General features: G+C 49.8%; 14 protein-coding genes and 1 tRNA gene. 12 read left to right on the forward strand and 3 right to left on the reverse strand.

All coding sequences use genetic code 11. From position 1 onward, the window contains the following. Window positions 1–124: 124 nt before the first annotated feature. The 3 genes from EGT51_RS11390 to EGT51_RS11400 form a co-directional block, all read right to left on the reverse strand. Window positions 125–796 (reverse strand): hypothetical protein, encoded by a 672-nt coding sequence (locus EGT51_RS11390; protein WP_225428734.1) that lies wholly within the window; start codon window positions 794–796, stop codon window positions 125–127. 178 nt (window positions 797–974) lie between these two features. Further along, a tRNA-Lys gene (locus tag EGT51_RS11395) sits at window positions 975–1,047 on the reverse strand. 298 nt (window positions 1,048–1,345) lie between these two features. Next, complete coding sequence (locus tag EGT51_RS11400) at window positions 1,346–2,548, reverse strand: iron-containing alcohol dehydrogenase (RefSeq protein ID WP_135368829.1); 1,203 nt, start codon at window positions 2,546–2,548, stop codon at window positions 1,346–1,348. A 572-nt stretch (window positions 2,549–3,120) separates the two neighbouring features. Here EGT51_RS11400 and yycF point away from each other — a divergent pair. From yycF to EGT51_RS11460, 12 genes are all read left to right on the forward strand, one after another. After that, complete coding sequence (yycF, locus tag EGT51_RS11405) at window positions 3,121–3,837, forward strand: response regulator YycF (protein ID WP_048733642.1); 717 nt, start codon at window positions 3,121–3,123, stop codon at window positions 3,835–3,837. A gap of 44 nt (window positions 3,838–3,881) precedes the next feature. Then, on the forward strand, window positions 3,882–5,738 hold the full coding sequence (walK, locus tag EGT51_RS11410; protein ID WP_135368830.1) for a cell wall metabolism sensor histidine kinase WalK: 1,857 nt from the start codon (window positions 3,882–3,884) through the stop codon (window positions 5,736–5,738). Next, window positions 5,725–7,029 carry a YycH family regulatory protein gene (locus tag EGT51_RS11415; protein WP_135368831.1) on the forward strand — a complete coding sequence of 435 codons (1,305 nt, stop codon included), beginning with the start codon at window positions 5,725–5,727 and terminating at the stop codon, window positions 7,027–7,029. Before walK ends, EGT51_RS11415 begins: the two co-directional genes overlap by 14 nt. Window positions 7,030–7,056: 27 nt before the next feature. Then, entirely contained in the window at window positions 7,057–7,914 is an 858-nt protein-coding gene (locus EGT51_RS11420) for a two-component system regulatory protein YycI (RefSeq protein WP_135368832.1), read from the forward strand. Window positions 7,915–8,734: 820 nt separating this feature from the next. Continuing rightward, entirely contained in the window at window positions 8,735–9,562 is an 828-nt protein-coding gene (locus EGT51_RS11425) for an MBL fold metallo-hydrolase (RefSeq protein ID WP_135368833.1), read from the forward strand. A 158-nt stretch (window positions 9,563–9,720) separates the two neighbouring features. Beyond that, window positions 9,721–11,058: a S1C family serine protease gene (locus EGT51_RS11430; protein WP_225428735.1), complete on the forward strand. Its 1,338-nt coding sequence runs from the start codon at window positions 9,721–9,723 to the stop codon at window positions 11,056–11,058. A gap of 10 nt (window positions 11,059–11,068) precedes the next feature. Then, on the forward strand, window positions 11,069–11,302 hold the full coding sequence (locus tag EGT51_RS11435; protein ID WP_135368835.1) for a hypothetical protein: 234 nt from the start codon (window positions 11,069–11,071) through the stop codon (window positions 11,300–11,302). A gap of 296 nt (window positions 11,303–11,598) precedes the next feature. Then, window positions 11,599–12,078, forward strand: coding sequence for a 23S rRNA (pseudouridine(1915)-N(3))-methyltransferase RlmH (rlmH, locus tag EGT51_RS11440; RefSeq protein WP_135368836.1), 480 nt, complete (start codon window positions 11,599–11,601; stop codon window positions 12,076–12,078). Between the two features lie 667 nt (window positions 12,079–12,745). Continuing rightward, window positions 12,746–13,024 (forward strand): Mor transcription activator family protein, encoded by a 279-nt coding sequence (locus tag EGT51_RS11445; protein WP_135368837.1) that lies wholly within the window; start codon window positions 12,746–12,748, stop codon window positions 13,022–13,024. 3 nt (window positions 13,025–13,027) lie between these two features. Then, a complete protein-coding gene (locus EGT51_RS11450) occupies window positions 13,028–13,330 on the forward strand; it encodes a hypothetical protein (protein WP_135368838.1) in 303 nt (100 codons plus the stop codon). A gap of 58 nt (window positions 13,331–13,388) precedes the next feature. Beyond that, on the forward strand, window positions 13,389–13,796 hold the full coding sequence (locus EGT51_RS11455; protein ID WP_135368839.1) for a hypothetical protein: 408 nt from the start codon (window positions 13,389–13,391) through the stop codon (window positions 13,794–13,796). A 112-nt stretch (window positions 13,797–13,908) separates the two neighbouring features. After that, window positions 13,909–14,139, forward strand: a complete 231-nt coding sequence (locus tag EGT51_RS11460) for a hypothetical protein (protein WP_135368840.1) — start codon at window positions 13,909–13,911, stop codon at window positions 14,137–14,139. Window positions 14,140–14,194 lie beyond the last annotated feature (55 nt).

A 14,194-nucleotide genomic window follows, 5' to 3' on the forward strand; every position in this document is an offset into this window, starting at 1 on the left:
TAACTTCCACTACAGAATACAGATTGAATTCAATATTCGGGTCCAAAAAAGAGGCCCAATTCGTAAGTGAATTGAACCTCTCAAATTCTCCCCATCAACACCGGTTGACAAAGAGCCCATTGATTTAATGAGAGACCCGAAAATTGTGATACAAATGCGGCATGATGTGCTTGTCCGAGGCGGCGATGATAACGCCGTTGAAGAGAATGGAGTACAGCGTACCGACGTTGACGGAATAGATCTGCCGGGTGAAGACGTAGCAGATAGCGATCATCACGATCGGTGGGATGAAGTCGACGAACTGAGAGGCCGTCGCCCGGCCGCCCAGGTACATGAAACGTAGGATATTTGACGTGTCATCGTTGGGATGCATGATGAGGTTGGCCCGTTGGTAGATGGAAATCGAGCAGGCGAAGATGGTGACCCCCAGGATGCTGAGGAGCATGCGCCAGCCGAGGCCTAAAGCGGGGATGCCCCATTTGGTAAACATCGCCACAAAGAGATCAATAAAGTAGCTGAAGCAAGAAATAAAGACGACCTCGCCCACGAAGCGGGGAATGTCGACCTGATGGATCAGAAGCTGATTCAAAAGCGCGCTGCAGACCCCGACAATCAGGAGAATGACCCCCACGTTGCCGTGAATCCAGTAAGCAATGTTCACGGCCGCGGCGGTCCAAATCCCACTCCCGGCGTTGGCGGCGACGCTCAAGGCGTTACCAAACGCGTTTAACACCAGGCCGATGATCAATGCCACGACCCGATAAGACATCCGATTCTTGTGCTGTTGCTGTTCCAAAACGACTCACCTCGACAAGTTTTCCGTAGCGTTTCTCCTATAGATAGCCGGTAGCTAAGGATGAACTGGTCTTGGCCCGTTATGAATAGATATTAAATGTAGCGGATATTTATTACCTAATGATACAAAAAAATCAGCAACCACGAAGTTAACTTCGTGAAAGCTGATTAGTAAGTGATGGGCAGTCAGGGGATCGAACCCTGGACCCACGGATTAAGAGTCCGTTGCTCTGCCAGCTGAGCTAACTGCCCATGTGATTAAGTTGTTGCTGTTGTATGTCTTCCATATCAACGAGAACTATCATATCATGCGGGCGGGGGGTGCGCAACCCCTTTTGCGAAAAAAGTTGATTTTTATTCAAAAAAACTGGGTATTTTACCAAAAATAAGGAATCCAAAATCCCGGTTTCACGCGGATTATCATTATTTTTGTGGCGGGTAAAATTTTTTCAACTTTTTTTCGAAAAAATTCAAATAGCGCGTAATTTCGGCAGACAGCTAGCAGTCAGACTGGCAAAAAAGCACAACTTTTTTTGAAATGCCGTTAAAATCACGGTTTTCCTAAGCGAACGCGGTCAATAACGGTCGCAAATTTAGTCGAATCCCAAATCTGCGGAACCGGATATTGCGGATTACCCTCCGCTGCGGCGCCGGCGGCCAAGGCGGGGATATCGGCTTCTTGAATTTGGGAAAGAGGATCCGGTAAATCAAGGTCGGCGCGTAGGCGGTCAACGGCCGCCATAAATTGGTGCGCACATTGGGTGTCATCCGTTGCGGTCAGGCCAATGGTTCGACCCAGCGCCGCTAATGCTGGCACCACGCTATCACCAAACGCGGCCATGACGACGGGAAGAATGACCGCGTTGGCTAGACCGTGGGGCACATGATAGCGACCGCCGATCCCGTGGGAAATGGCGTGTACATAGCCGACATAGGCACTAGAAAAGGCAATGCCCGCATCATGACTGGCGATGAGCATCCGTTCACGTGCGATGAGGTTGCTGGGATCTTGGTAGGTGGCCCGTAGATAGCCAAAGACCAAGCTTACAGCGTGGCTGGCGTGTTCTCGGGCCGACCGCGATCCAAACTTATTGGTGTAAGCTTCAATGGCGTGCGTCAGCGTATCCATGCCAGAGTAGGCGGTCATTTTAGCGGGAAGTCCCGTTAAAAGTTGCGGATCAAGGATGGCGAATTTTGGAATTAAGAATAGGTCATCAATCGGATATTTCCGGTGAGTCTGTGTATCAGTAATTACGGCACCGGCGGAAACTTCAGAACCAGAGCCAGCAGTGGTGGGAACAGCAATGAGTAGTGGAAGGGGACGATGAATCTTCATGGTCCCCGTCATGGACTGAATGGATTGCCGCGGTCGAACCAGCCGGGCCCCCGTCACTTTTGCACAATCCATCACGGAACCACCACCGACAGCAATTAGGGCTTGTGCGCGTTGGTTAGTCGCCGCTTGCAGACAGGCTTCGATGCAAGCGATGTCTGGATCTGGCTTAACGTCTGCGAAGTAAGCGTAGTTCACACTAGCTGCGGTTAAGGCGTTGAAGAGGGGATCCAGAGATTTACGCCGAATAAATCCGGGGGTGGTGACGACTAATACGCGTTCAACGTGATGTTGCTGGAGAATGGTGGGAATCCGTAACATACTGTTGGCACCGGAAATTGTTGTTGGTTGGAAACGACGCTGTAAAGGTTGCGATAGACTCACGGCAAATTGCTGTGAGCGATAAAACCAGGTCGACATCGAAAGACTCCTCTCAGTAAGGGATAATTCATAAATTAAACGTAGTATGGGCTTGCCAGGTAGCACTGTCAATTAATTGGTTCGGTCGTTCCGGTGACCAGTGTTAGTCGAGAAACGTTGACTTATTTGAAAAGTAATCGTCATCAAAATGTAAGAGTTTCGAATCACTAAGTAAATCGGTCGACTTTTCATGTAAATAAAGCGCTTTAATGATCAAAAACAGCTATTTTGTTCAGGACACCCCGATATTTCCCGGGAAATATCGGGTTAAAACAACCTTAAATCCTTGATAGACTAGGACTGAAAGAAACTTCATGATGTGTTATAATTCAAGTAGCGTTGCGCTAAACAGCACTGGAACCTTATCAGTCTGGGCAACGCCCCTGAGAACCACGCGGACACGTACCAATCGTGTCCCACTATTCCTTGACTTTAAACGATGAAATAAAATTGAAAACACTAACTGGAGTGGCCCCATTGACGGTGGTACATTGACACCCAATGGCCGGCCTGCCGGTAATCCTGCAATTACCGGATTCGCTTGTATTTCCCTTAAGGAGGAAATTTTTACTATGCCTAAGAAAATTCTCGTTGTCGATGATGAAAAGCCAATTACGGATATTATGAAGTTTAATTTAGAAAAAGAGGGCTACGAAGTGGATGTGGCCTACGACGGTGAAGCCGCCATTCAACAGGTCGAAGAGGGCAATCCGGACCTGGTCATCTTGGATCTGATGTTGCCGAAGGTCGATGGCCTGGAGGTCGCACGTGAGATCCGCAAGAAGCACGACATGCCGATCATTATGGTTACCGCCAAGGATTCCGAGCTGGATAAGGTCTTGGGGCTGGAACTGGGCGCCGATGATTACGTGACGAAACCCTTCTCGAACCGTGAACTGGTGGCCCGGGTCAAGGCCAACTTGCGGCGGCAGAACACCGCGGCCCACGCGCAACCAGAAGAACCCGAAAACCAAGACATTGAGATCGGTGATTTAACGATTCATCCCGAAGCTTATTCCGTGTCAAAGCGGGGCGCCAACATTGAGTTGACCCACCGGGAATTTGAACTGCTCCATTACCTGGCCCAACACATTGGCCAAGTCATGACCCGTGAACACTTGCTACAAACGGTGTGGGGCTACGACTACTTCGGTGATGTGCGGACGGTCGACGTGACGGTCCGGCGCTTGCGTGAAAAGATTGAAGATGCTCCGAGCCACCCAACCTGGTTGGTAACGCGGCGGGGCGTCGGCTACTACCTGCGCAACCCAGATTCTGACCAAGCTTAAGCTAGCGGCAACGCTAAATCTCGCATTGAGGAGTATGTGACTTCGTGAATAGTAAAATAAAATTTTTCCAGTCGATTCACTTTAAAATCGCGCTGGTCTTCGCGCTACTCCTACTTTTAACGCTGGAGATCGTTGGCGCCGTGTTTGTGCGGCAGTTGGAGCGGCAAAATTTAAACACGTTTAAAGCCCAACAAACCGTGCAAACCTACATTGTGAATCGCTTGTCTGATGAGTTGACGACGACCAATACCACGAAGAGTGATAAGCAGATCAAGTCGACCCTGTCTGAAATCAACAATACCAATAACGCGCAGATTCGGGTGATCGACAACAAAGGGACCATTCGGGGGACCAATGAGGTCGATAACCAGGGGATTGTGGGCCAAAAAACCACGGATAACAACATTAAGAATGCTATCTACAATAACCGCGATGTCGTGCGCACGACGTACAATTCGCAAAACAACAGTCGTTACTACACGACGATTACGCGGTTGATTCGCACCCAGGGCAATAACAGCGAGTTAGTCGGGGTTATTTACATGCGCTCGAGCCTCGATTCGGTCTATCAAAATATCAATCAAATCACGCTGATCTACGTCTCCGCGATGTTTGTGGCGATTATTTTGGGACTGGTCATGGCCATCATTATTTCCCGGGCAATAACCCGGCCAATCGATGAAATGAAGAAACAAACGTTGCGCATCGCCCGGGGGGATTACTCCGGTCACGTCCACGTTTACGGCAACGATGAGCTGGGACAACTGGCCAGTGCCGTCAACAACCTGTCCGTGCGGGTGGAAGAGGCGCAGGAATCCACTGAGTCCGAACGCCGGCGGCTAGATTCCGTCATGGCGCACATGACCGATGGGGTGATTGCAACCGACCGCCGCGGGAACGTGACGATCATTAACGAAACGGCCAGCAGTTTTCTCGATAACGAACCGGACGACGCCGTGGGCAAATCGATTCTGGACCTCTTAGACATTCGTGACGACTACACGTTGCGCGAATTGTTAGAGGACCCGGACGACTTGGTCTTGGACTTTTCGACCAAGGAACACGACCTGATCTTGCAAGCCTACTTCTCTTTGATTCAACGAGAATCGGGCTTCATTTCCGGGTTGGTCTGTGTGCTGCACGACGTTACCGAACAACAGAAGATCGATCAGGATCGTAAGGAATTCGTTTCCAATGTGTCCCATGAATTGCGGACGCCACTGACCAGTGTGCGGGCCTACATCGAATCCTTGTCCGAAGGGGCATGGAAGGATCCCGAGGTCGCACCGCGTTTCTTAAAGGTCACCCAAGAAGAAACGGACCGGATGATTCGGATGATCAACGACCTGTTGACGCTATCACGGATGGATTCCGGAACGCAAAAAGTCGACCTGGAAATGGTCAACTTGAATGAATTATTCAATTACGTCTTGGACCGCTTTGACATGATGTTGAAGCAAGACGACAAGCCAGAAAAGACCTATACCATCAAACGCGACTTCACCAAACGGGACCTCTGGGTCGAAATCGACACGGACCGCTTCACACAGGTGTTGGATAATTTGATGAACAACGCGATCAAGTACTCGCCAGATGGCGGCGTCGTCACGGCGCGCCTGCTGGAGACCCATAACAACGTGATCTTGAGCGTCTCTGACCAAGGGCTGGGGATTCCGCGGGCCGATATTCCGCGGATTTTTGACCGCTTCTATCGAGTGGATAAGGCCCGTTCACGGGCACAGGGCGGAACCGGCCTGGGCTTAGCGATTTCCAAGGAAGTCGTCCAAATGTTGGGTGGCCGAATCTGGGTCGATAGTCGTGAAGGCCGCGGGTCCACGTTCTACATTTCCTTGCCTTACAAGCCGTACGATGAGGAGGATCTCTGGGATGAAGATAACTAAAGCATTTCTACCACTGGGGTTGACCCTCGCTGTGGCGGTCAGTGTGGCGTTATCGGCCATGATCTGGACGAACCCGGCGCAATACGAACGTAGTCGGCAGCGCAGTTCGAACACGCCCACGACCGAGCTCAATACCCGGCCGCAAAAGGATGTGTACTTGCCCACGCAGGTCGTGTCGACCGACGCCAACGGCAATCAGGAACTCCTGAACAACCGGAAAGTCAACCTGACGACCGAGGTGCGCGAGGCCCTGTCCAAATGGGACCTTGGTGGGATTCGCAGCGTGCGGACCAGTTCACAAGCGGACTATTTACGTTACCTGACGACCAAGAACAGCCTGTTACTGTCGTATTCGGCACCGGTCAATGTGAAACTGTTCAATACCGTGTTCGGCAGTCGCCTAGCGCGGTTGTCGACCGAGTTCTCGCGGATCATGATTCCCCTGGACAACACCAAGGCGTTGTATTTGTTGAATGATCGGGGCCAAAAGGTCTATCGGGTGACTGTACGCAAGAGTAATCTGGGCGCGCTTCGCAAGATTTTGAAGGAAAATCTCTTCCGGATCAACGTGAAGATGCAGTGGCTGAATCACTCGGTCATGCCGTACGTCACCAATACCGTGACGGTGCAGGCCTACAGTTATTTGGTCAACCAGCAGTCGACGGATTACTTCACCACGCGCTTGCTCAACAAGGGTGAATCGACCAATGTGTCGGCCAAGAAGAATAAAGATAACACGATTTATAGCGATGGCGCCTCGCGGCAGTTGACCGTTTACGACAAACGGGGAACGGCTTTGTACGAGGATTACAGCGCGCTACAGTCATCGTTTACCTTTAGTCAGGCCCTCACGGCTAGCTACAACGCGGTCAAATCAATCGGGATCCCCATGGAAAATCTGCGTTACTACGGGTACACCAAGAGCAACTCGACCGTGACCTATCGGAGCTTCGTGGAAGGTTTCCCGATCTTTAACCAAAGTAATTACGGCGCGGCCCGCATCCAAATGCTGTCACAAGGCGTACGGCGGTACAATTTTTCGCTGTACAGTCTGCAGGTGCCAGTTCCCACGGACAAAAAGGCCGAAAGCCTCCCCAGCACGCAACGGGTCATTGACCAGTTGCTGGCTGCCGGGTATGACAAAAAGAAAATCGTTACCGTGCAGTTGGGCTATCAGTGGCTGGCCTCGTCCTCCTCGGATAAGGTGGTCAACCTGACGCCAACCTGGTACATTTACTATCGGGGCAGTGGGTGGAAGACCTACGATCAACTGTTGAAACAGCAGCAATAAACCGGTCAAAAAGGAGGGCGGTCTGGCATGGATTTTCGCCGCATCGAGTGGTTATTTCTAGTCGCGTTCATTGTCATTGATATCTTCTTGTTCGCCGCCTTTCAGCGCGATACATCCGGTGAGACCGATACCACTTCAGCCCGTTCGGCCGATAGCGATACGACCATCATCAAGGAAATGCGAGCGGACGACATTACCTTCAGTTCGCCGTCCAAAAAGGTGGGCGAGGGCTACTACATTTCCACCAGCAACGACGATAGCATCAAGAGTAGCCTGACCAGCCTGTCTGATCAGACCGTGCGGTACCGGACGGATGGCACGATTAGCTCGACGTTCAAGACCGCTATTACCGGTGTCGACCCCAAGCATCCGGACAAGACGCTGGATACCGTGGTCAACAACGGGGCGCTGGTCTTAAACGGCACAGACTACTATTACAATCAGCAGTTATCGAGCCGCAACACCGTCGTGTACACGCAACACGTCACGGACGGCCAGATCTATTCGCGTTACGGCGAGATTCGCTTTAGCCTGACCAATGACGGCCAGGTCACGGGATATGAACAAGGTTATCTGGCCAACGTTGCCACGTTGCGCGAAAAAACGGAGACCATTTCCGAACGCAAGGCGCTGATTTGGCTGTACCAATATAACCAGATTGCCAACAATACCAAGATCGTTTGGACCAAGCTGGCCTACACCCGCTACTTCACCTTGAAGAACAGTAGCGTCTATATCCCGACTTGGGTCATCGCCGTCAAGGCCAATAGCGGCAACAACGCCGGCGTTCTCCAGCTGAAACACGTCAACGCCTTCACCGGGGCCATCCTGACCAAGGATAGCAACGTGAAGACCGTCAGCGGAACGTCGACGACCAGTGAGTGAGTAAATTAAAGTCAATGAATTCAATAGCAGCGCAAAGGCGGCCGTGAGCCGTCTTTTTTGTAGCAATCTAAAGGCTGAAAGACGAAAATCAACTGGGACTATTGTTATCATGCGACTTATAACGTCAAAAGTAGTCGTTTACAGCCACATAATGCAAATTGGCCGCCTTACCGTTCGCCAAATATGGGTTGGAACGCTGGGGCGGGTCGAGCCAAAGGGCGGTCTCGACGCCTCGCTTTGAGCCGGAGAACACGTCTCAAAGTGGCCTCATGGCCGAAACGTACGCCAACAGTCAACTGGTTCCGCTTAACACTGCTAGGCAGTCAACCGTCTGTTGGCCCACTCTTTTTCAACGGCTGAACCCATACTTGACGAACTCTCGGCTACGGTGGTGCATGTTGGTAACAGTTGTCTTAACCCCAGATAGTAGTTACATTGACGACTAATCTTTCATTAACACAATGTTGCTGACAACTGCCAACTTGCCGGAGGCAGCCAGGGCGGAGCCAGCTGTGTCGGCGGTGTTGGCTGAGGTTCTGTCTCAGCCTACAGCGCGGGACGACTTGAGAGACTGACGGGTTTTGTCAGGCTTTCAAGCGAACCGGAAGACCGCTTCTCAGGCTGGAGGTGTTCCCCAGAGCAGGCGGAACCCTGGCTGACGTAGGCACCTGGTTTCGACTATGAAGCGGGCAACAACTAATCCTAACGTCATCAGTCGGATAGTGACAATGGTAAGGCGTTGCCATAAACCGATTAATATTAGTTACAAGACCGCTGAAATGCGGTATGATAACGGTATCGAATTTAAGGAGAGGTCGAATTGGATTTGCGAACGGATACAGCAGTAGCAGATGACTTGCGCATTAGCATTTTATCGAGCGGAAGTACGGGCAATGTGGCCTACGTGGAGAGTCCCAACGAACGGATCATGATTGATGCGGGACTCAGCGGCAAGAAAATTGAAAAATTAATGGGCGATATCAATCGGAGCATGAGTGATGTCAATGATTTGTTGGTCACCCATGAACACTCGGATCACCGCCAGGCCGTGGGTATTTTGGCGCGGCGGTATGAACAGTTGAACGTTCACGCCAACGCCGGCACCTGGGACGCGATGGCCGGTAAGATCGGCAAGGTCGACCTGGCCCAAAAGCACATCTTTGCGCCAGACACGGTCCAAACCTTTGGCGACATTGACGTCGAGAGTTTTTCCGTTTCCCACGATGCGGCCGAACCCCAATTTTACGCGATTCACTATCACGGCAAGACGTTTGTGATCCTGACCGATACCGGCTACGTGTCCGAACACGTCGAAGGGGTCATCAAGGATGCCGACGCCTACTTGTTGGAATGCAACCACGACGTCGAAATGCTGCGGATGGGCGAATACTCCTGGCCGCTGAAGCAACGGATCTTGGGCGACAAGGGTCATCTGTCCAATGAGGAAGGCGCCGACGCCTTGATGGACGTCTTGGGGAACCACACCAAGAAAATCTATCTCGGACACCGCAGTCTGCACAACAACATGCAATCACTGTGTCATTTGACCGTTGCCTCCATGATGGAGAACCGCGACTTTGGTGTCGGCCATGATTTCCAACTGATCGATACCAATCCCGAAGAGGCCACACCTTTAGTCGCTTTGTAGAAGGCGGCAGTATAAGTTTTGGTAAACTTTAGGACTTCAGCACCGAATCATCAAGAAAAATTCATACTCAGTCGTTACTATAAAAATTATTAAACGACCGGTCGGCGGGTTCAGTCGCTGATCGATGAATGGGAGGGTTCGCGCGTTAGCGCAATGTGATGGATAACAACAATAATCAAAACAACAATTTGAATGACGATAACCAAGCAACTCCAACGCCTACTCCGGCACCTAAAAAGCGGGGTGGCCTGACCTTAACCAAGGTGGCGGTGACTGCGCTGGTTGCCGGCCTGTTAGGTGGCGGGGCCGCTTACGGCGGCATCAACTACCTCAATAACAGCGGCATCAACGATACGGCGGTCCCATCTGGCAGTAACAAGAGCGGCAATGCGTCGACGTCAAACGTGACGGTCAACGTGTCTAGCCAGTCGACCAAGGCCTTCAACAAGGTCAAGGGTGCCATGGTCTCCGTGATCAATTTACAAAAGCAAAATAGCAGTAGTAGTACCTTAGGCCAATTGTTCGGTCAGGAATCTTCCGGCTCCAGCTCCAAGTCGAAGTCGGAATTGGAAGAAGCCTCCGAAGGGTCCGGGGTCGTTTACAAGAAGAGCGGTAACACGGCTTATATCGTGACCAACAACCACGTGGTGTCCGGTTCGTCCGCACTGCGCGTGGTCACCAGCTCCGGTAAGCAACTCCAGGCCAAATTGGTCGGGAAGGATTCCGTCACCGACTTGGCCGTCTTGAAGGTCAATGGTGCGGACTTGAAGACCGTGGCCTCGTTCGGGAATTCCGACAACGTCAAGGTCGGGGAAACCGCGCTAGCCATTGGGTCACCACTGGGTAGCCAGTACGCAACGTCGCTGACGGAAGGCATCATCTCCGCCAAGAAGCGGACGATTGAAACGACCAATTCGTCGGGGACCCAGACCGGTAACGCCACGGTCATCCAGACCGATGCCGCCATCAACCCCGGGAACTCCGGTGGGGCCTTGATCAACGTCGGCGGGCAAGTCGTCGGCATCACCTCGTCGAAGATTGCCAGTGATGCGGAAGGGACTAGCGTTGAGGGGATGGGCTTTGCCATTCCGTCCAACGAAGTCGTCAAAATCATCAATCAGTTGGTCAAGAACGGAAAAGTTGTGCGGCCCGCGTTAGGCATTACCTACGTGGACTTGGCCAACGTTTCCAGCGCCCAACAGAAGTCGATCCTGAAGTTGCCATCTAGCGTGGAAAACGGGGTCGTGGTCATGAGCGCCAGCGCCGGGTCACCCGCTAAGAAGGCCGGTTTGGCCAAGTACGATGTCATCACCGCCTTGGGTGGTCACCAGATCTCTGATCAATCCACGTTGCGCGACATTCTGTACAAATACAAATTAAATGATACGGTTTCCGTCACCTACTACCACAACGGTAAGAAGAAGACCGGGAACATTAAGCTGACCGAAACCTCTTCACAATTACAGAGCAGTACGTCAGCGACCTCAGAATCATAGGGTAAGCAAAATGAAAGCGTCCGCGGATTTTTCCAGCGGACGCTTTTTTGTCGATGAGAAGTGGGTTGATGAAAAGCCGAAGTTTAAGGAGGGTTTAAGCGAAATGAAAACGTACCCGCTGGTAACTTTCACGAACGAAAATACAGGGATGCCTGGCGGTAATTCAGGGGCAAAACTGGTGGTGAAAAAAGCTGTGGATAACTTGGGGGATAAAAGGGTACAATGGATAGGGGAAAAGTTATGAACAGGAAGAGACCGGCAATGGAACCGGTGCAAAAGTTATCCACAGGCCGTGGGGATAACTGTGGATAGAAAAACATTTTGCCGTCACTTGGAGACTTGAACCCAGTCACCATGCGGTTTGTAAGCGGATAGCCCGAACGGACGTTTTGTCGCGGACCGGTGGATAACTAATTTTATATTGACATTTTGCAAAAAAATAAATGTGGGGGGTCGCTCAGAAGTACCCCCAATATCTAGGAAATCAGATTGTCCACCTGTGGATAACTTTGTGGACAACCTGTGTAAAGGAGTGGAATTATGAACATCAAATTCGTCGTGGTGGGCAAGTTAAAGGAAAAGTATTTCAAGCAGGGAATTGCGGAATATGCCAAGCGGCTGTCGCGTTTCTGTAAATTTTCAATCGTCGAGGTCCCCGATGAAAAGGCCCCGGAAAATCTATCGCAGGCCGAAATGGACCAGGTCATGGCCGCGGAGGGCGAGCGCATCTTGAGTAAGATCAAGGATCGCGAATACGTTTACGCGTTGGCTATCCTGGGCAAGGAGCGTTCGTCAGAAGAGTTCGCCAAGGAGATCCAAGACCTGACCACCTACGGCCACTCAGACATCACGTTCGTTATTGGCGGCTCTTTGGGCCTCACGCCAGCCGTTTTGAAGCGCGCCGACACCCAGATTTCATTTGGCCGCTTCACGCTGCCCCACCAGTTGATGCGGCTAGTGTTGACGGAGCAGGTTTACCGGGCGTTTATGATTAATGAGGGGAGTCCGTATCATAAGTGATGGGGTTTAAAAAATCACCGTCAAATGTCGTATGGAATTATTCTCCAGTATACTTGACGGTAATTTTTTGTAAGTTGCATTCTTTAAGTAGTATGGTCCAGCAGAAAGATAATATACGTGTGACTTGACCGCCTCATTGATAGCCTTAGTGTACAAATTTTGGAAGCTTGTTTGGGTGAAACAACTACGCGTACTTTTCCTTATAAATAGTCCAATGAAAATGAATTATCCGTATTTTCAAATGTGTACGATTACCATGAAGGCTTAGTGTATCTGACACTAGGCCTATTTTTGTGTACAGAAAGGATGTTGAATTATGAGTAAGAATGTCGTCTATGATGCTCTATTTCCAATTTACCAAGAGTTAAATGATTTGGTTAGTGAGGAGAATATGCTAAAAATTTATAGCTATTGGCGAGGGTCGCAGTTTAGTCTATCAATGCGATTGTATGATTCCAAACAGCTGAGACCGATTTTAAAGGCATCGAGGACCAGCAATAAGGATTTGATTAGGTTATATGGGTATTCCGAGCGCTGGATTCGAGATAACCGTCGGTAAGAAGTTAGTGTAGACTTCAAGGAAAGTGTAAGTACTTTTGTAAGGTCATTAAGCAGTTACGAAAAGAACCAGTATCGACTAAAATTTCAATTGAGAGGTGGCGAGTTAATGGTCGAAGATGTTGAGATAAGAGCCTTACACCAGTTTTATCGGAGCTTAAGTGAAGTAGTTGGCACAGAGGCCATGTTGCGTATTCATGCTCAGTACAAAGGGACGCAGTTGAGTATTCCAATTCATCTATATGATCGTAAACTGGCCGCTCAGCGAGTGAGAGAAGAGTTTGATGGACACAATCAAAAGGAATTAGCTCATAAGTACGGCTATTCGCAGAAGTGGGTGTATAAAGCTTTGAGGCGGCGTGAAGAAGGTAAGATAAAGGAGGAATAAGTAATGGGACTTGTCTTGTTAATTGTTGTTATCGTGGGTGTTTGGATTGCACATAGTAAATTTGGTTTAGGATGGGGTAAAATAGGAGCTGGGGTTGCAGCAGGTTTCTTCCTTTTGACGCGATGGGCATTTAGCCAAGATCATGAGCGTAGCCAAAAGATAAATGCGCGTTCTAAACGGTTGAGTCAGCTGACCAATGAAGAACTGAAGAATTACGCCAACGATTATACGAACTCGCCAGAAGAACGGAGCTCAGCAACTAGAATGCTGAATGCGCTTCGTGAGAATGGAACAGGTCCATTCTAGTAGTTACTTTAAATGGGTTGATTAATTATTAGTAATTAAAAATTTGGAGGGAAACGTAATGGGTAAATTTAGTAAAGTAGCAATGACTGCGATGCTAGTATTACTGGTGGGTGGAGCAGTACCGACCACGGCCAGCGCCGCTACATGGCACAAAGGAACTCCAAAAGCGCTAAGAGGAAACTGGAAACGTAGTTATAATGATCGTGGATCAAAGGTTACTATTCACTTCCGCATCAAGTCCAAGTCAATGGATATCAGTCGTCCAGGTTGGGCTGTGGAGAGTTGGTCAAACTTGAAGTATCGGAAAGTGGGAGCTGGTACTTACAAGATTAAAGGGACGTATCGAAATGGTGGTATGTTAACGCAAAAGAATTCGCATATGAAGGTCAAGAAGAGTCACAGCAAAGTTACGTACAAGAATTCGTGGTCTAAAAGTTATTCATACCTTGGCTGGTTCCACAAGTAACAATTAAAATAGTAATTATAACTTTAGGGTCAATCGACGTTTCCATACAACGTTGATTGGCCCTATTTTTGGGTACTGGATCATAGGAACATAGAAAAAGGAGAACGAAATTATGACAGAAGCAGCAATGACAAATCCCGTAAGTTTCAAGCTTGAAGATACGGTAAAGTTCAACAGGGTAAGAACTCATCGGTATGAGTTAAGAATTACGTGGAATCAACCGGCCAAGAAGCTGGCTATAATTATTATCAACTTTCCGGGTAGATACTTGTCTGACAATGAATTAGACAGATATACGGCGGGGCGGAGGCACCGCCGTATTTTTTTAAATCCTAGTGGATAATTGCTGACATATCAAGGATATTAACTGCTTTATTTTGGCTTGATTATACTCGTGG

The sequence above is a fragment of the Levilactobacillus suantsaiihabitans genome, from assembly GCF_004745505.1.
Taxonomy (GTDB): Bacteria; Bacillota; Bacilli; order Lactobacillales; family Lactobacillaceae; genus Levilactobacillus; species Levilactobacillus suantsaiihabitans.